This is a genomic window from Vibrio sp. PID23_8 (assembly GCF_003584965.1).
GTDB lineage: Bacteria > Pseudomonadota > Gammaproteobacteria > Enterobacterales > Vibrionaceae > Vibrio.
In genome coordinates this window covers 331,060-350,206 of record NZ_LIXE01000001.1, presented here as the reverse complement: position 1 = coordinate 350,206, position 19,147 = coordinate 331,060, and the positions used below count along the sequence as shown (strand labels likewise).

At 44.7% G+C, this 19,147-nt stretch carries 15 protein-coding genes; 6 read left to right on the top strand and 9 right to left on the bottom strand.

What is annotated here, in order from left to right; all coding sequences use genetic code 11:
• The first annotated feature begins 1 nt into the window (after nt 1).
• Entirely contained in the window at nt 2–1,246 is a 1,245-nt protein-coding gene (gene lolE / locus AK966_RS01545) for a lipoprotein-releasing ABC transporter permease subunit LolE (protein WP_099078579.1), read from the top strand.
• 189 nt (nt 1,247–1,435) lie between these two features.
• Here lolE and AK966_RS01540 read toward each other — a convergent pair whose 3' ends face one another.
• Complete coding sequence (locus AK966_RS01540; protein WP_099078580.1) at nt 1,436–1,945, bottom strand: DUF2062 domain-containing protein; 510 nt, start codon at nt 1,943–1,945, stop codon at nt 1,436–1,438.
• Nucleotides 1,946–1,953: 8 nt separating this feature from the next.
• Here AK966_RS01540 and AK966_RS01535 point away from each other — a divergent pair, with 8 nt between their 5' ends.
• The 5 genes from AK966_RS01535 to kdsB are packed head-to-tail and all read left to right on the top strand — an operon-like array spanning nt 1,954 to nt 7,923.
• Nucleotides 1,954–4,212: a DNA internalization-related competence protein ComEC/Rec2 gene (locus tag AK966_RS01535; RefSeq protein WP_119463410.1), complete on the top strand. Its 2,259-nt coding sequence runs from the start codon at nt 1,954–1,956 to the stop codon at nt 4,210–4,212.
• A gap of 31 nt (nt 4,213–4,243) precedes the next feature.
• On the top strand, nt 4,244–5,992 hold the full coding sequence (gene msbA, locus AK966_RS01530; RefSeq protein ID WP_099078582.1) for a lipid A ABC transporter ATP-binding protein/permease MsbA: 1,749 nt from the start codon (nt 4,244–4,246) through the stop codon (nt 5,990–5,992).
• A 5-nt stretch (nt 5,993–5,997) separates the two neighbouring features.
• Entirely contained in the window at nt 5,998–7,005 is a 1,008-nt protein-coding gene (gene lpxK, locus AK966_RS01525; RefSeq protein ID WP_119463409.1) for a tetraacyldisaccharide 4'-kinase, read from the top strand.
• Nucleotides 6,986–7,165: a Trm112 family protein gene (locus AK966_RS01520; RefSeq protein WP_005378451.1), complete on the top strand. Its 180-nt coding sequence runs from the start codon at nt 6,986–6,988 to the stop codon at nt 7,163–7,165. The genes lpxK and AK966_RS01520 overlap by 20 nt, the downstream gene beginning before the upstream one ends.
• On the top strand, nt 7,165–7,923 hold the full coding sequence (kdsB, locus tag AK966_RS01515) for a 3-deoxy-manno-octulosonate cytidylyltransferase (RefSeq protein WP_119463408.1): 759 nt from the start codon (nt 7,165–7,167) through the stop codon (nt 7,921–7,923). The genes AK966_RS01520 and kdsB overlap by 1 nt, the downstream gene beginning before the upstream one ends.
• 116 nt (nt 7,924–8,039) lie before the next feature.
• On the opposite strand, the gene AK966_RS01510 is transcribed toward kdsB, so the two are convergent.
• The 8 genes from AK966_RS01510 to pflB form a co-directional block, all read right to left on the bottom strand.
• The gene (locus tag AK966_RS01510; RefSeq protein ID WP_099078585.1) at nt 8,040–9,599 is read right to left on the bottom strand and encodes a SpoVR family protein; all 1,560 of its coding nucleotides are present in this window, start codon (nt 9,597–9,599) and stop codon (nt 8,040–8,042) included.
• Between the two features lie 11 nt (nt 9,600–9,610).
• Entirely contained in the window at nt 9,611–10,882 is a 1,272-nt protein-coding gene (locus AK966_RS01505; RefSeq protein ID WP_099078671.1) for a YeaH/YhbH family protein, read from the bottom strand.
• 48 nt (nt 10,883–10,930) lie between these two features.
• The gene (locus AK966_RS01500; protein WP_099078672.1) at nt 10,931–12,865 is read right to left on the bottom strand and encodes a PrkA family serine protein kinase; all 1,935 of its coding nucleotides are present in this window, start codon (nt 12,863–12,865) and stop codon (nt 10,931–10,933) included.
• A gap of 476 nt (nt 12,866–13,341) precedes the next feature.
• Nucleotides 13,342–13,842 carry a YfbU family protein gene (locus AK966_RS01490; protein WP_099078586.1) on the bottom strand — a complete coding sequence of 167 codons (501 nt, stop codon included), beginning with the start codon at nt 13,840–13,842 and terminating at the stop codon, nt 13,342–13,344.
• Nucleotides 13,843–14,047: 205 nt separating this feature from the next.
• Nucleotides 14,048–14,713, bottom strand: coding sequence for an energy-coupling factor ABC transporter permease (locus AK966_RS01485; RefSeq protein ID WP_099078587.1), 666 nt, complete (start codon nt 14,711–14,713; stop codon nt 14,048–14,050).
• A gap of 99 nt (nt 14,714–14,812) precedes the next feature.
• Nucleotides 14,813–15,553 (bottom strand): pyruvate formate lyase 1-activating protein, encoded by a 741-nt coding sequence (gene pflA / locus AK966_RS01480; RefSeq protein WP_099078588.1) that lies wholly within the window; start codon nt 15,551–15,553, stop codon nt 14,813–14,815.
• A 155-nt stretch (nt 15,554–15,708) separates the two neighbouring features.
• Entirely contained in the window at nt 15,709–16,680 is a 972-nt protein-coding gene (locus AK966_RS01475) for a lipid A deacylase LpxR family protein (protein WP_172438069.1), read from the bottom strand.
• Nucleotides 16,681–16,832: 152 nt separating this feature from the next.
• Nucleotides 16,833–19,109, bottom strand: a complete 2,277-nt coding sequence (gene pflB, locus AK966_RS01470) for a formate C-acetyltransferase (protein WP_099078590.1) — start codon at nt 19,107–19,109, stop codon at nt 16,833–16,835.
• Between the last annotated feature and the right edge of the window lie 38 nt (nt 19,110–19,147).

Here is a 19,147-nt window from a genome sequence, read left to right as displayed (position 1 = left end):
TTTGTTTTCATCTTTAGCCTTGATGATTGGCGGTCGATTTAGTCGCGCGAAAAAGCGTAACAAGATGGTGTCGTTTATCTCTCTATCTTCAACGATTGGTATCGCCGTTGGTGTGGCGGTGATCATCATTGGTTTGTCAGCGATGAATGGCTTTGAGCGTGAACTGCAATCACGAGTGCTGTCTGTCATTCCACATGGTGAATTGGAGGGGGTCAATGGTCCACTGCACAATTACACTAGAACAATGAACCAAGCCATGACCCATGAGCATGTCGTGGCCGCCGCCCCTTACGTTCGATTCACGGGGTTAGCAGAAAAGGGCAGCAAGCTAAAAGCGATTGAAGTGCGTGGTGTGGATCCTGCTTTTGAACAAGCGGTTTCAAGTATGTCGGATTTTATTGATCCAAAAGCATGGCAAAATTTCTATGCGGGCCAGCAGCTAGTGATTTTGGGCCGTGGTGTTGCGAATGAGCTAAAGGTTGATGTGGGTGACTATGTCACTTTGATGGTCCCTCAGACTGGCAGCACCAATAAAGTCCAAGCGCCAAAACGTGTGCGGGTTAAAGTCGCGGGTTTTCTAACGTTGAATGGGCAAATCGACCACTCATTAGCGCTGGTCCCATTGGCTGATGCACAGCAATACGCGCGTTTGGGGGATGGGGTAACGGGCATTTCACTTAAGACCGATGATGTACTTAATGCGCCCTCTATTGTCCGAGAAGTGGGTAACTTAATTGACGTATACGTGTATCTAAAGAGTTGGCAGCAGCAGTTTGGTTTCTTATATCGTGATATTCAATTAGTTCGCACCATCATGTACTTGGTAATGGTATTGGTGATAGGTGTTGCGTGCTTCAACATTGTATCGACCCTCATGATGGCGGTAAAAGACCGTGCGGCTGAAATTGCGATTTTACGTACGATGGGGGCGAAAGATGGCCTGATTAAGCGCATCTTTGTTTGGCAAGGTGTGTTTTCTGGTGTGTTTGGCAGTCTTGTAGGCAGTATTACTGGTGTCTTGGTTGCGTTGAACCTTACCCCATTTATTAAAGGGATAGAAAGCTTGATTGGTCATCAATTCTTGTCGGGGGATATTTACTTTGTGGACTTCTTACCATCACAGTTGCATTGGCCTGATGTCGCGCTAGTGGCGATGACTGCAATGTTGCTCAGCTTGTTGGCAACGTGGTATCCGGCTTCTCGTGCGGCTAAGCTCAATCCAGCGGCGGTGCTAAGTTCAAAATAAGTAGGCGAGGCTCATTCAAGCTTGAACAGCCGTTAAAGGTTATAAAGCAAAAAGGACCGATATTCGGTCCTTTTCTCTATTATTCAGTTTGCTCAGAGTATTTCATACTCGAGTGACATCAAATTTCATTTCGGACGTTAATCGTCTCTCACTTCGAGCTCTGTAACCTGCGATTTGTATTATAACGTCTTATCTTATTTTACGTTTTTGCCAACTGCGAACGACGGAATAGCGCCATAGGCCTCGAATACCAAAGTAACCGACAATTGCAGAGGTAACCCCACAAATTGCACAGCCCAGTAGGAATGGAGGACCAATAGTGTTCATCTGCTGCATGATGAATTCCCACGATAGTTCGAAATTAAACGGTTGTGGCGGCACATGCATGACGAGCGCCCCAAGCTTGTAAGCGAAATAAAATAGCACGGGCATAGTGATTGGATTGCTGATCCAAACCAAAGCAACGGAAAGAGGCAAATTAACACCCAGCACAATGGCAAGACCTGCCGCCATGATCATTTGGCTCGGCAGCGGTACAAACGCCATAAACAGGCCAACAGCAAAAGCACCGGACGCGGAGCGACGGTTTAAACACCATAGATTCGGGTTGTACAGCACGTTGCCGAAGACCTTTAGTGCTTTTTGGCGTTTGATCAGTTCATGATCTGGCATGAAGCGTTTTATCAGCTTTCTAGGCATAGGACGACATGACTCTCTCAGAAAAAAGTTGGACCTTGGCGTTATTTGTAGCGAGCGTAATTTCGTCTAGCTGGTGGCCGACGATGCCAGATTGGCGTTGGTTGCTGCCGGGAATCATTGCCACTGGCTTAATAATCAAATTACATCGCGGCATTATTAGCATAGGCGTAATTTGGGGTATTTTGGTTGTCGTTGTCCATGGCAATATTATGGAGTATCAAAGACAAGCCCTGTTTCAAGCAGAGGGGAATATTACCATAATTGGTCGAGTTGGCAGCCCTTTTAAGCAAATAAGTCACGGATACGAAGGAATTGCGGAGATAAGTCGGGTGAACTCTCAAAGCCTGTTACCTTTTTTTAAACCGAAAATCCGTTTGATAACCCCTTTCCCACTCCCAGTCAACAGCCGCTTTACGACTCAAGCAACCTTAAAGCCAGTATTTGGGTTAAGAAATGAAGCGGGATTTGATGCCGAAAAACATGCAATGAGTCAGGGCATTATTGCTAGATCAACGGTGTCATCTCAAGCCAAATGGATTGTCCGTACCACACCTTCACTTCGTCAACATGTCATCAAATCAGTCACGGATGATATTTCCCAGCTTCAACATCTCGCCTGGATTCAGGCTTTGGCATTTAGTGAACGCTCACAGCTTACTGAGCAAGATTGGCGTCAGTTGCGCGACAGTGGTCTGCTGCACTTGGTATCAATATCGGGTTTGCATATCGGAATGGCGTTTAGCTTAGGTATGGGATTAGGTTTCGTCGTTCGTTACGGCTTTCCTAACCATATTTTGTTGCCTGCCTTTTTTGGTGTGGCCGTTGCGGTGGGTTATGCATGGTTGGCTGACTTTTCACTGCCTACAATTCGAGCGACCGCTGTTTGCGTGGTTTACGTGATGTTAAAGCTTTTCTTAGTGCATTGGAGTCCTTGGCGAGTTCTATTACTTGCCGTAGCATTACAGTTATTTTGGGAGCCTTTTGCGACGCTCAGCATAAGCTTTTGGTTGTCTTATTTATCGGTGGTGGCGGTACTGTTTGCGGTCAATGTGATTGAACAGAAAAGAGGAAGTTTGTTTTCCAAGCTCAAAGTGCTATTTAGCGTTCAGTTAGTACTTACTTTTTTGATAGTGCCTATTAGTGGTTATTTCTTTTCGGGGACGAGTCTATCAGCGATTATCTATAACCTCATTTTTATTCCTTGGTTTGGCTTTATTGTCGTGCCTTTAATGTTTTTAGCTCTTGCCTGCTCTTTACTGTCTCAGTCTTTATCTGCTTTCTTGTGGCAGTTACTAGACTGGGCGCTTTGGCCGCTGAGTTGGTCAATACAGTTTGCTGTGGGAAGTTGGCAGTTTCTAAGCGCTGAGGCGACGTGGTTGATGGTGGCTTTATGCCTGTTTGTGCTGTTTAACCGTTTTCTCGTAAAGCAAGCTTTGTTTGTTGTCGTTTTGGTCGTGATGAGTGTGGCAGTGTTTGATGAAAGAGAAAACGGTCGTTGGAGAATTGACGTACTAGATGTTGGCCATGGCTTAGCGGTAATTATAGAAAAGGATGGCGAAGTTATTCTATATGACACAGGTAAATCTTGGCATTCAGGAAGCATTGCAGAGCAGGTCATCGAGCCCATATTACATCGAAGGGGATATGATTCGATTGATACTTTCGTCATCAGCCATGCAGACTCAGACCATGCTGGTGGCCGCTTAGTGATTGAAACACAGTTTTCTCCGATCCATAAGTTGAGTAGTCAGAATTACACTAACTTTCAGCCTTGCGTTGCTGGTGAGAATTGGCAATGGCAGGGGTTAAAGGTTGAGGTGCTTTGGCCTCCCAAAAGGGTGACGCGGGCTTACAACCCTCATTCATGCGTTATTCGTTTTACTGATCCGCGAACTCACTTTCGACTGTTGTTGACGGGCGACATAGAAGCCATTAGTGAATGGATCTTAATTCGGCAGCCTGAACTGGTCGCTAGTGATGTCGTACTTGTGCCACATCACGGCAGTAAGAGTTCATCCACTTCTGAGTTCGTTAACGCCGTTAAGCCCAAATTGGCAATTGCCTCATTAGCGAAAAACAATCAGTGGGGAATGCCAGCAAAAAGTGTGAAAGCGGCGTATCAGGAAGCCAACGCTCATTGGCTTGATACGGGAGATAAAGGGCAAGTGAGCGTGTTTATTAGTCAAAACAATTGGTATTTTGAAACCAAACGTGGTGATACATTTGAGCCTTGGTATAGGCAGATGCTGCGTAAGGGGGTAGAATAAGAGTCTTAATGTAAGAAAATAAAGCACTTCTATGTCGATAAATACTGATGAAACGACCTGGGCGACGTTTAAGCGTCTTTGGCAATTTATTCGCCTTTACAAATCAGGTCTGATCGTTGCCATCATAGCATTAGTGATTAATGCTATTTCAGATACCTATATGATTTCACTTCTAAAACCGCTTCTTGATGAAGGTTTTGGTAATGCGGAATCAGACTTTTTGCGTACGCTTCCTCTGATCGTTTTCGCCATGATGTTTATTCGTGGTGTGAGTGGTTTTGTCTCTACCTACTGTTTGAGTTGGGTATCCGGCAATGTGGTTATGCTGGTTCGTCGAATGGTGTTTAACCATTTCATGCACATGCCAGTTTCCTACTTTGATAAGGAAAAAACAGGTAATTTGCTGTCCCGTATTACTTATGACTCTGAGCAAGTGTCTGCAGCGACCAGCCAGGCGCTAGTGAGCATTGTCCGCGAAGGTGCAAGTATTATCGGTCTATTGGTACTGATGTTTTATAATAGCTGGCAATTATCGTTAGTTCTATTTGCAGTCGCGCCTTTGGTCGCTTGGGGGATTGGTGTTGTTTCGAAGCGATTCAGAAAGATCTCCAAGAATATGCAAACCATGATGGGTAATGTGACGGCATCGGCAGAGCAAATGCTGAAAGGTCACAAAGTTGTATTGAGTTACGGTGGTCAGGATATCGAAGGCAAACGTTTCGAGAAAGTGAGCAATCAAATGCGTCAGCAAAGTATGAAGTTGGTGACCGCTCAGGCTGCAGCTAACCCTATCATTCAGATGATTGCATCTATCGCGATTGTGGTTGTTTTGTACCTAGCAAGCATCGATTCGATTAAAGAACAATTGACGCCAGGTACTTTCACGGTGGTGTTCTCGGCGATGTTTGGCTTGATGCGCCCACTTAAAGCACTAACTAGCGTCACGTCACAGTTCCAACGTGGTATGGCCGCAAGCCAAACTTTATTTGCGTTAGTCGATCTAGAGCCAGAGAAGAACGAAGGTAAATTTACCGTTGAGCGCGCGAAAGGTGACGTATCGGTAAAAAACGTAAGCTTTACCTATGTGGGTGCGGAAAAACCTGCGCTTGAGAACATCAGCTTTGATATTCCTCGTGGAAAAACCGTCGCGTTAGTTGGTCGTTCAGGCTCAGGTAAGAGTACCATTGCGAACCTGTTCAACCGATTCTACGATGTGAGTGATGGATCTATTACTCTTGATGGTCATGATATTCGGGATTACGAGCTGAAGAACCTGCGTGAGCAATTTGCATTGGTTTCTCAGAATGTTCATTTGTTTAACGATACGATTGCCAATAACATCGCTTACGCAACAGAAGCTAAGTATACAACTGAAGACATTGAAAGGGCGGCTACCTTAGCCCACTCAATGGAATTTATCAGTAAAATGGAAAAGGGTCTCGACACCATGATTGGTGAAAATGGTGCCAGTCTTTCTGGTGGTCAGCGCCAACGTGTGGCGATCGCTCGAGCGCTGTTGCGTGATGCACCAGTTCTCATCCTTGATGAGGCCACTTCGGCACTGGATACGGAATCTGAACGTGCAATTCAATCCGCATTAGATGAGCTGCAAAAAGATAAGACGGTTCTCGTTATTGCCCACCGTCTGTCGACCATTGAAAAAGCAGATGAAATTTTGGTTGTGGATGAGGGTGCTATTGTTGAGCGCGGTACACACGCTGATTTGATTGCAAAAGATGGTGCCTATGCGCAGCTTCACCGCATTCAGTTTGGTGGTTAAGCACTGTGATTGAGAAAATCTGGTTTGAAAACCACCCTTTCAAATACCTTTTTTGGCCACTTTTGTGGCCACTAAGTCTGTTGTTTGGCGCGATCAGCAAATTCAAACGCCGGCAATATCAATCAGGTAAAAAACAAGCTTATAAAGCGCCAGTACCTATTGTGGTGGTGGGTAACATTACAGCAGGTGGTAATGGTAAAACACCAGTTGTAGTATGGCTGGTGGAACAACTGAAAAGACTTGGCTACAAGCCAGGCGTGGTGTCTCGTGGTTATGGCGCAAAAGCTTTGCAATACCCACTCATTTTAGATGCGAATACGCCAGCCCAGCATTGTGGTGATGAACCAAAGCTTATTTATCGCAGAACGGGGGCGCAAGTGGCTGTTGACCCCGTACGTGCGAATGCCGTAAAGGCTTTGCTTGATACCGGGGTTGATATCATCATCACAGATGACGGTCTTCAGCATTATGCGCTAGAGCGTGACATTGAGCTTGTGATTGTCGATGGCAACCGACGCTTTGGAAACGAAAGTTTGATTCCGCTAGGCCCGTTGCGAGAAGGGGTGGAGCGGCTTGAAAGCGTGGATTTCATCATTACGAATGGTGGTCATGCGCAGCATGGTGAAATTGCGATGTCTCTTGCGCCATCGAACGCCATCAATCTAAAGACCAAACAGCAAGTGGATGTTACAAAGTTGAAAGATATAGTGGCGTTTGCCGGCATTGGGCACCCACCACGATTTTTTCATACACTTAACGTTATGAATGCGGATGTCAAAGTCACCAAGGGGTTTGCTGATCACCAGGACTTTGATCAACAAGAATTAGAAACATTGGCCCAACAAGGGGCGAATGTGATTATGACAGAAAAAGATGCCGTTAAATGCGAGAGTTATGCGCAAGACAATTGGTGGTATCTGCCTGTTTCTGCTCAGTTCGAACCAACGGATGCAGAGCGAATTTTAAAACGAATAAAAGAGGTTAAAGCGACTTATGGATCACCGTCTGCTTGAGATTGTAGCTTGCCCTGTGTGCAAAGGTAAGCTGACGTACGATAAAGATAATCAAGAGTTGATCTGCAAATTGGATCGCCTTGCTTACCCAATCAAAGAGGGTATTCCTGTTCTGCTTGAGCCTGAAGCAAGAACCATGAGCATGGACGAGGGACGTTAATGTCTTTTACGGTTGTTATTCCAGCGCGTTACTCATCTAGCCGTTTACCTGGCAAACCATTGGCAGACATTGGTGGTAAGCCAATGATTCAGTGGGTTTACGAGCAATCATTGCAAGCAGGTGCAGCTGATGTGATTATCGCCACTGACGATGAGCGTGTATCTGCAGCGGCAGAACAGTTTGGTGGCAAGGTTTGCATGACATCACCAAACCACGAGTCTGGCACGGAACGTTTAGCGGAAGTGGTAGAAAAGATGGCGATCCCTGAGGATCACATCATAGTTAACGTTCAGGGTGATGAGCCATTAATCCCGCCATCTATTATTCGTCAAGTGGCGGATAATTTAGCAGGCTGTGATGCTCCGATGGCTACATTGGCGGTTGAAATTGAGTCAGAAGATGAAGTTTTCAATCCAAACGCCGTTAAAGTGGTGGCTGATGAACGTGGCTACGCGATGTACTTCAGTCGTGCGACCATCCCTTGGGATCGCGATAACTTCGCCAAGCAAGAGAAGACGATTGCTAATCCTCTGATGCGTCATATCGGCATCTATGCGTATCGAGCAGGTTTCATTAATACCTACGTAAATTGGGCGCCAAGTGCCATTGAACAAATCGAGTGTTTAGAGCAACTTCGAGTGCTTTGGTATGGTCAGAAAATTCACGTTGCGGTAGCAAAAGATGCGCCAGCAGCCGGTGTAGATACTCAAGAAGATCTCGACACCGTAAGGGCCATCGTGGCTAAGCAAGCGCAATAGCTATTGATAAAATGCTAACGATAAAAGGCTCCTATGTTATTAGGAGCCTTTTGTTTTTTAGTGTCATCTTCTAAGTTGGTTTTAGGATCAAGCGTATCGGTTTGTGCGAAAGCCCTTTAGATATTTGTTTCGTACTGATTTCGTTTAGGACAGGTAGAAAGGATTTCTCTATGTCCTGTATCCTTGATCTCCTCTAAAATAACGTCAAAGCCCCACAATCGATAAACGTGCTTCAATACCTCTTCATAGCTTTTCGCTAGAGGGATGCGGTTATGGGGTACATATTGAAGAGTCAATGAACGGTCACCACGGACGTCGACATTAAATACCTGAATGTTTGGCTCTAAGTTTGCCAAATTGTACTGCGCAGCCAGTGTTTCTCTGATGCGTTTGTAACCCATTTCATCATGAATGGCAGCAACTTCAATGTAGTTCTTACGGTCATCGTCGTTGATAGCAAACAGTTTGAAATCGCGCATCAATTTTGGCGATAGGTACTGACTGATGAAGCTTTCATCTTTGAAGTTGTGCATTGCAAAGTGCAGGGCGTCTAACCAGTCAGAACCTGCGAGGTCGGGGAACCACTCTTTATCCTCGTCCGTCGGCTCTTCACAAATGCGTTTAATGTCTCGGAACATCGCAAAACCGAGCGCATAAGGGTTGATGCCGTTGAAATAAGGGCTGTTGTATGGTGGTTGTGCTACCACGCTCGTGTGGCTATGCAGAAACTCCAAAATGAACTTTTCTGAAACGATGCCTTCATCATAGAGGTGATTCAGAATGGTGTAATGCCAGAATGTTGCCCAGCCTTCATTCATCACTTGAGTCTGTTTCTGAGGGTAGAAGTACTGACTCACTTTTCTAACGATACGGACGATCTCTCGTTGCCAAGGTTCAAGTAGGGGCGCATGCTTTTCGAAGAAATAGAGCAAATTCTCCTGAGGCTCAGTAGGAAAGCGAACCTTAATATCTTCGTCTTTTGTTTTTGCTTGCGGTACCGTTCGCCACAAATCGTTAACTTGAGACTGTAGATAGGCTTCACGTTCTTCCTGGCGTGCTTTTTCTTCGTTAATAGAAATCTTTTCCGGGCGTTTATAACGGTCTACACCAAAGTTCATTAACGCATGACAGGAATCAAGCAGCTGCTCTACTTCTTTGACGCCATAACGCTCTTCACACTCTGCAATATACTTCTTCGCAAACAGCAAATAATCGATAATTGAGCTTGCATCCGTCCAAGTTTGGAACAAGTAGTTGCCCTTGAAAAAAGAGTTATGTCCATAACAAGCGTGAGCAATAACCAAGGCTTGCATAGTGATGGTATTCTCTTCCATCAGATAGGCGATACATGGGTTGGAATTGATCACGATTTCATACGCTAGCCCCATTTGCCCATGCTTATAGTTCTGTTCTGTTTGAATGAATTTTTTACCAAATGACCAGTGGTTATAGTTAATAGGCATACCGATACTGGAATAGGCATCCATCATCTGTTCTGAAGTGATGACCTCAATTTGGTTAGGGTAAGTGTCGAGACGGTAAAACTCAGCAACACGTTTGATTTCTTTGTGGTAACGCTCCAGAAGGGCGAACGTCCAATCTGGCCCATCTGGTAGCATGTTGTCTCTTCGCTTATTTGCGGCCTCCCTCGAGAGGTTGTTCGTTGCGGTATTCATCGCTAGCCTCCTTACGCCGTTTCTTTTTGGAATAGTTCACGGAAGACTGGGAAGATATCCTCCACAGAGCGAATGTTTTTCATGGCGAAGTTTGGAAATGCTTCTGTCAGCTTTTCATATTCATGCCATAGTGTTTGGTGTGATCGTCGAGTGATTTCGATATACGAATAATATTGGCAATTGGGTAATAAGCGATTGACCAATAAATCACGACACCTTGGGGAATCGTCAGCCCAGTTATCGCCATCGGATGCTTGCGCGGCATAGATATTCCACTGACCAACTGGGTAGCGGTCTTTGACAATTTCATCCATCAGTTTGAGTGCGCTAGATACAATGGTACCCCCGGTTTCTTGTGAGTAAAAAAACTCATGCTCATCGACTTCTTTCGCTTGAGTATGGTGGCGAATATACACCACCTCAACGTTCTCATAAGTTCTGGTTAAGAATAGGTATAGAAGTACATAAAAACGCTTAGCGATGTCTTTCGTCGCTTGATCCATGGAGCCTGAAACGTCCATTAAACAGAACATCACGGCCTGACTTGATGGAACCGGGCGTTTTTCGTAGTTCTTAAAACGTAAGTCGAATGTATCGATGAATGGCACATTATCTATTTTTTTACGAAGCTCTGCGATTTCTTTTCTTAACCGATTCTCTTCGAGCTTTTGAGCTGGCTCGATATGTTCGATACGAGTGAGCTCCACTTCAAGCTCATGCAAAAGGCGTTTTTTGCCCGCAGTCATTGCGGTTCGTCGCGCCAGTGATTGCTGTAGTGAACGGATAATGGCGATATTCGATGGAATCCCCGCAGTTTGGAAGCCTGCTCGATGTGTTTTCCATTCGGTAATTTTGGCAATCTGATTTTTCTCTAAGTTTGGCAGTTCAAGATCCTCAAACAAGATGTCGAGATATTCATCTTTCGATATTTGGAATACGAACTCGTCTTGGCCTTCACCGTCAGGACTAGCATTGCCTTCACCAGCCCCGCCGCCCTGACCACCGCCTTTCGGACGCTCGATCTTGTCACCAGTGGTAAATTGGTCGTTGCCCGGATGCACACGCTCACGCATCCCACCTTTACCCTGATGGAACATGGGTTCGTTAATGTCTTTGTGTGGTATTGAGACGTCTTCGCCCGTTTCCGTATTCGTAATCGAGCGTCGATTCACTGCGTCTGCTACCGACTCTTTGATCTGCTCTTTATGGCGTTTCAAGAAGCGCTGTCGATTAACAGCGCTCTTATTCTTACCATTGAGCCTGCGGTCTATAAATTGCGCCATGAAATAGCCCTCTTCATGTTTCACAAGCGACCTAACTCATTCGCTGGGTTAGGATGACTTACGTACTCGTAGGTACCACTCAGAAAGTAGGCGAACCTGTTTCTCGGTATAGCCTTTTTCCATCATGCGAGCGACAAAGTCGTCGTGTTTCTTCTGATCTTCAGAAGAGGTTTTCGCATTAAATGAGATAACCGGAAGTAGTTCTTCTGTATTGGAGAACATTTTCTTCTCAATCACTGTGCGCAGTTTTTCGTAGCTAGTCCAAACAGGATTTTGACCATTGTTATTCGCTTTCGCACGAAGCACAAAGTTGACGATTTCGTTTCGGAAATCTTTTGGATTTGAAATGCCAGCGGTCTTTTCGATTTTTTCTAACTCGGAATTAAGAGATCCGCGGTCAAACAGTTGGCCAGTTTCTGGATCTCGATACTCTTGGTCTTGAATCCAAAAATCTGCGTAACTTACATAGCGGTCAAAGATGTTTTGACCATATTCAGAGTACGACTCTAAATAAGCCGTTTGAATTTCTTTGCCAATAAATTCTACATAGCGAGGTACTAGGTAACCTTTCAAGAATTCGAGGTACTTTTCTGCGAGTTCAGATGGGAATTGTTCACGCTCTACCTGTTGTTCAATAACGTAGAAGAGGTGAACCGGGTTCGCCGCGACTTCTGTTTGATCGAAGTTAAACACGCGAGATAATATCTTAAACGCGAAACGCGTTGATAGACCCTTCATGCCTTCGTCGACACCTGCGTAGTCGCGGTACTCTTGGTAGCTCTTCGCTTTTGGATCGGTATCTTTTAGTGTTTCCCCATCATAGACCCGCATTTTTGAGAAAATCGAAGAGTTTTCAGGCTCTTTAAGTCGTGAAAGAATACTGAACTGAGCTAAAGTCTCGAGTGTGCTTGGTGAACAAGGTGCTTTAGAAAGCTCACTGTTTTCAAGCAGTTTTTGATAGATCTTCACTTCTTCAGATACGCGTAGACAGTAAGGTACTTTTACAATGTAGACCCGGTCGAGGAACGCTTCATTGTTTTTGTTGTTGCGGAACGTTTGCCACTCAGACTCGTTTGAGTGAGCCAGAATCATACCGTCGAATGGAATCGCGGATAGCCCTTCAGTGCCATTGAAGTTACCTTCCTGCGTTGCCGTCAAAAGAGGATGAAGCACTTTGATTGGGGCTTTAAACATCTCCACGAATTCCATCAAGCCCTGGTTCGCCTTACAAAGCGCGCCAGAGTAGCTGTACGCGTCTGGATCATCTTGGGAGAAATGTTCTAGCTGGCGGATGTCAACTTTACCAACCAATGATGAGATGTCCTGATTGTTCTCATCACCTGGCTCAGTTTTGGCGATACCAACTTGATCTAGGATGGATGGGCGTACTTTCAATACTTTGAACTTAGTGATATCTCCACCAAATTCATGTAAGCGTTTCGCTGCCCATGGTGACATGATCGAGCGTAGGTAACGCTTTTCGATGCCATATTCTTTTTTAAGAATTTCACCGTCTTCTATTGCATTGAATAGGCAGAATGGATGGTCATTAACGGGACTACGCTCGCCATTTGCACTTAGTACATAGATCGGCATTTTTTCCATTAAAGCCTTGAGTTTTTCAGCTAACGACGACTTACCACCGCCCACTGGACCAAGGAGGTATAGAATCTGTTTACGTTCTTCTAAGCCTTGTGCAGCATGTTTTAAATAAGAGACGATTTGTTCTATGGCATCTTCCATACCATAGAAATCTTTAAATGTTTCATAACGTGATATGACTCGATTCGAGAAAATGCGACTCAGCCTAGGATCGAGAGCTGTATCAATGACTTTGGGCTCCCCAATTGCCATCAGCAATCGTTCTGCCGCGTTGGCATATGCGCTTTTGTCGTCTTTACACAGGGATAAGAAATCCTGCAACGACATCTCTTCATCTTTTGAAGCTTCATATCTTGATTGATAGTGGTCGAAAATACTCATGTCGCTTTCCCCTTTAATAGTCAGTCTACCGACGAACGTTGAAGCAGGTTTCTCTGCCATTACATTTGGCCTTCGTTGTACACAGTAATACACCCGGTTATCTCGTTTAGTTTGTGCTAACAGCATAATAGACAACATCAAAGATTTTGCTTTATGGGTAATTATCACTGCAACGAAGTGTGATGAATAGAGACCTTTCAATCACTCCCTTTCTATCTCTAAGCCTAGTCGGGGATTTGCAATTTTGCTTAACAATTATGAATTTATTGCTGAAGTGGGTTGTGAGTCAGGCTGTGATAGCAGGAGGAATTTATCCTGTGAATGAGTTGCAGCCAAATCAATAATTTGCCGTGAGAGTTCGACTTAGGTTGATTGTGAGTCGATGGCAGTATGGGGAAAGAGGAATATGGGGGAGGGGGGAGACGCTTAGCAAATAAAAGGAGAGCTAATGCTCCCCTTATCCGTTGCTTGGGCAATTATGCGCTAAAAATTTGCGCCATTTCATTTGCACAAAGGTGATATTGGCGAGGGCAGTTGCGCCATGTTCTCAGCATTCGGCGGTATTTTTCTAACATCGGCATCTGGCTATTGAAGTGGTGGTCTGCTTTATCAAATTGAGGGTACAGACCTTCTGAATCGACAAGGAAGCGTGTGTAATGCACTTGTTGAGCTTCGGTTGCAATGTCAAAACCTAAGAACTGTAAGCGACGCTGATCAACCTTGCCTTGCTCTTCATCATCAAGCATCTTATTTGATTCTTGCATTGCATGATACATTTCCATGATGTCGATGATTTCACGACATTCTGTTTCTGTAATACAGCCAAAATTTTTGTTCAACTCACGCATTTGTAGCTCATAACCTCGCTCGACGATAGTCTGTAGGCGCTTGTATTTAGGAGCGTTATGTGGATCCAGTTGAGACATTAGGTTGTACTGGTTTGATAGGATCAAACGTTGAGCGTTTGACATTTCCATGGTGACCTCACTAAATAATCTAATACATTTTTAATGTGCTTAGGTTAACGCTTCATACATTGATGAAACATGATCTCAATACATATTTAATATGAAAAAAGGCAATAATTGTCGAATTTGATTCATTTAAAGTAACTTGTTAACAGGTTTGATGAGGTCACACTCAGATGGGGAAGCTTTGACATTGCGTCGGGTAACAAGTGATTTACTTGTGGTAGTGATTGTAAATATAGTCTCTGTCGGAGAAAGCCCTTAACCATTCAGGTTTGAAAACGCTCAGTACCGCTAATGCCATGCCGTTAAGCATCCCTTCAGGGAAGGCAAGTAGAGGAACAAAAGCAAAGTAGTTATCTAAGATAGTTTGCCAGTCGTAGTGGCCGATATAGAGGTGGTAAAAGGCGTTGCCTAGCAAATGTAAGCTACCTGTGATTGCCCCATTGAAGAAGCCAGCGACAAAAATGAAAACGAATATATTTCTTGGTAGGAATTGATAGCTGAGAATGAAAACAAGCTGGCTAATCAATATGGGAATGAGGGCAGACAATACAAGCGAAGTTGGCAGCATAAGCAATGGAGTATCATGCAGCAGATGATTAGCAAGCATTGCTAGAATACACAGCAAGAAAGCCATGCGCCAGCCATACATCATGGTCAGCGTTGTGATTGCGAGAAAGTGAATTTGCAAACCTTCTTTTACGCTAGCTTGCGCAGACCACAGAACAATTAACAAAAATAAGGTAGTAAAGACTAAGTGCTGAAAAGGCTTCTCTTGTACCATTTTGGGCCAAACGACTTTGCGAAAATCGGACACACAAAACGCCGTAACGACCCAAATGACAACGATAGTTGAAACTAAATTAAACCAATCCATGTCTCATTTTCCCTACTTAAGATACTAGAGCGCTCTGCTTACCATAGAAAAATACCAGCGACTGCGCTGGTATTGATGCTTTTATTTGCCTAATTTGAATTAGTACTTCACGTTCGAGTGATATTGAGAAAGAATCGATTGAATTTCATCCATCGTCTCTTTTGGCGGTGGATTTACCCCTTCTAACGGGTATTCAAGCCCCAGAGCTTCCCATTTGTGTGCGCCTAACTTGTGGTAAGGCAACAGCTCAACCTTCTCGATGTTATCCATGTCTTTGATAAACTCACCAAGCATGTGCGCCGCTTCAGGCTCATCAGTGTAACCAGGAACAACGACGTAACGAATCCAAGTCTTTTGGCCGCGCTTATGTAGATAGCGAGCAAAATCCAAAACACGACGGTTAGACACACCTATAAAGTCCTGATGAATCTCATCTTTCATGTGCTTTAGGTCAAGCATAACCAGATCGGTCGCATCCAGAACTTCATCCACAACGTCAGTGTGCTTGCGGATATAGCCGTTTGTGTCTAGGCAAGTGTGAATGCCTTCGGCTTGTGCCGCGCGGAAGAAATCTCGAACAAATTCAGGTTGAAGCATCGCTTCACCGCCAGAACAAGTGATGCCGCCACCGGACGCATTCATGAAGTGACGGTAGGTTTTTGCTTCGGCAATAATTTCTTCAACCGTGACATCTTTTCCGTCATGTGTATCCCAAGTATCACGATTGTGGCAGTACTTACAACGCATTAAACAACCTTGCAAGAAGACGATAAAGCGAATACCAGGTCCATCTACGGTACCACATGACTCAAATGAGTGAATACGACCAGTTGTTGACATCTTTTGCTCTCATTTCTAATAGATTATGCCTGTCATTTTATTACAAATTGCAGGGTTAAAACAGTCTTAGAGAGTTTTGGTTGCTTAGATCGTGAGTCCAGAAAGCGGCGAATGAGAGCTCACACACCGGGCTATCTGGATAGATAGGTACTCAACTAAAAGAAAGCGAATAATGAGAAAGAACCAGTGCCATAAACATCCGTTTGCGCTTGTTTATAATCAGGTGTTTTGATAGTGAAAGTTAAGCTTGCACCAAAGTGTTGGTTGTACCAAGCGGCGCCCGTAACGGCACTGGCTTGCCAGTTTTGCAGTGTGACGTCATAAGGCTCGGTTGGCTCAGGGATACCTGAACGGTCACCCTCGATAGTGATGTCGTTGAATCGATAGCGTCCTTCAAAGCCCGTATACAGAAACCAGCTCGACGTGCTTTTGGCTAACATACTGGCTGAAAATGGGCTTTCAACACTGATGTTGGCAGCCCCTAGGCTATTGGCTAAGTTGCTCCCCCAACGGAACATGACACCTTGCGAGATGTCGCTACGAAAGTTACCGACATTGAAGTCATTCACATTGGTGATTTCCCACTGAATATCTTTGCCTTCACTGCGCATTAATTTGTTAAATGCACGGTAGCCAACACTAAACGCGATTTCGTCATCAATTTGATACTCCCAACCTTGCGGGTCGGTTGAGCCTGTTATTCCATGGACAATATCTTGGGCTTTGCCGGAAAGAGAGCTTTCACCTGTTGCACCAATGGTGAAGTTATAACGAACGGCTTGATCTGCTGTGAGGGAAATATAGTTGATTTCTGTATGGAGATAGCCGGCGTAGGGGCGATCATCAGCAAGAGGGTAGTCGGCTTCAATATCACTAGGGGTCCACATTTTGTGGCCTAATACCAATTCTACTTTGTCAACGTTAGGCTGGCTATTAAGGGTGAACCACTTCCATTCGCTATCTTGCGCGAGTTGTGCGGTGGTATAAGAAAGAAAAACACCGTTAGTGTAGTCCTGATCAACACCAAAGATGCCATCGTTATCTAAAACAAAAGAGACTGTGGATTTCGTAGAGGCAATCGCAGTTGGTGAAAGCAAGGCGAGGGCAATTAATTTATTGAGCTTCATATACTTCATTTGCTAGCTTTTTTCGCATAATACGGAAGATTGCGAACAAAATCCTAAGCAATGTCACAACTCGAGAGGTGTATACAAAAAAAGGCCGATGCTTTCCAGCATCGGCCTTTGTTGTATTAATTAACGTGTTAATTCAACCGGTCTTATAGAGACTCAGTGAATGTACGTGCGATTACGTCAGCTTGTTGCTCTGCAGTTAGAGAGTTAAAGCGAACAGCGTAACCAGATACACGGATTGTTAGCTGAGGGTATTTCTCAGGGTGCTTAACTGCGTCTTCTAGCGTTGCGCGGTTAAGAACGTTCACGTTAAGGTGTTGACCACCTTCGATGCCCGCTTCGTGGTGGAAGTAACCATCCATTAGACCAGCAAGGTTAGAACGTTGTGCATTTTCATCCTTACCTAGTGCGTTTGGCACGATAGAGAAGGTGTAAGAGATACCATCTTGAGCGTCAGCAAACGGTAGTTTACCTACAGAAGTTAGTGATGCTACGGCACCTTTCTCATCACGACCGTGCATTGGGTTTGCACCAGGAGCGAAAGGAGCACCAGCACGACGACCGTCTGGAGTGTTACCTGTTTTCTTACCGTACACAACGTTTGAAGTGATAGTAAGGATAGACTGAGTTGGGATTGCATCACGGTACATCTTAAGTTTACGGATTTTGCCCATAAACGTAGAAACAAGTTCACATGCGATGTCATCAACGCGTGCGTCGTTGTTACCGAATTTAGGGTAATCGCCTTCGATTTCGAAGTCGATTGCAATGCCATCTTCGTCGCGGATTGGTTTAACTGTTGCGAATTTGATTGCTGATAGTGAGTCAGCTGCAACAGATAGACCTGCGATACCACATGCCATAGTACGACGAACGTCACGGTCATGAAGAGCCATTAGAGACGCTTCGTAGCTGTATTTGTCGTGCATGTAGTGGATGCTGTTTAGCGCAGTCACGTATTGCTTCGCTAGCCAATCCATGAATGTGTCTAGGCGAGCCATCACGTCGTCGTAGTTTAGAACTTCGTCAGTGATTGCTTCAGACTTAGGACCAACCTGCATTTTTAGCTTCTCATCAACGCCACCGTTGATTGCGTAAAGCATCGTTTTAGCAAGGTTAGCACGCGCACCAAAGAACTGCATTTGCTTACCAACGATCATTGGAGATACACAACATGCAATTGCGTAGTCGTCAGATTGTAGGTCAGGACGCATTAGATCATCGTTTTCGTACTGGATAGAAGAAGTATCGATAGACACTTTCGCACAGAAACGTTTGAAGCCTTCAGGTAGCTGCTCAGACCAAAGTACAGTGATGTTTGGCTCTGGAGAAGGACCCATAGTGTATAGAGAGTTTAGGAAACGGAAGTTTGTACGTGTCACTAGTGTACGACCGTCGATACCCATACCACCCATTGATTCTGTAGCCCAGATTGGGTCGCCAGAGAATAGCTCATCGTACTCAGGAGTACGTAGGAAACGAACCATACGTAGCTTCATTACGAAGTGGTCGATCATTTCTTGAGCTTGTTCTTCAGTGATCTTGCCAGCAGCGATATCACGCTCGATGAAGATGTCTAGGAAAGTCGAAGTACGACCTAGAGACATTGCAGCACCGTTTTGTGATTTAACAGCAGCTAGGTAGCCGAAGTAAGTCCACTGGATAGCTTCTTGAGCAGTTTGAGCTGGCTCAGAAATATCAAAGCCGTACTTAGCAGCCATTTGCTTGATTTGACCTAGAGCACGGTGTTGCTCTGCAATTTCTTCACGAAGTTGCATCGTTGCAGTTAGATCTTCGCCGTTCTCAAAACGCTCTTGAAGAGATTTGAATTGAGCTAGCTTGTCCTTCATTAGGAAGTCGATACCGTATAGTGCAACACGACGGTAGTCACCGATGATACGACCACGACCGTATGCATCTGGAAGACCAGTCAGTACACCAGATTTACGACAAGCTAGGATATCAGGAGTGTAGATATCGAAAACACCAGCGTTGTGAGTTTTACGGTATTCTGAGTAGATTTTTGAAATCATAGGGTCAAGAGTTTCACCGTATGCTTTGCAAGAACCTTCAACCATGCGTACACCACCGTTAGGGATGATTGCACGCTTAAGTGGTTTTTCTGTTTGTAGACCAACGATAATTTCTAGATCTTTTTCGATGTAGCCTGCATCGTGAGCAGTGATGGTAGAGATAACGTCAGTATCGAAATCAAGTGGTGCTTTAGTCGCGTTCTCAATTTTGATGCCTTCCATTACTTTAGCCCAAAGCGTGTTGGTTGCTTCAGTACCTTCAGAAACTAGGAAAGATTCGTCGCCTTCATATGGGGCGTAGTTCTTTTGGATGAAATCACGAACGTTAACTTCGTTTTGCCACTCACCCGCAACAAAACCTTCCCAAGCTTTAGCAAATTGCTCTGCCATGACATACCTACCTTTTTAGTAGAAAAAACACGTACTGG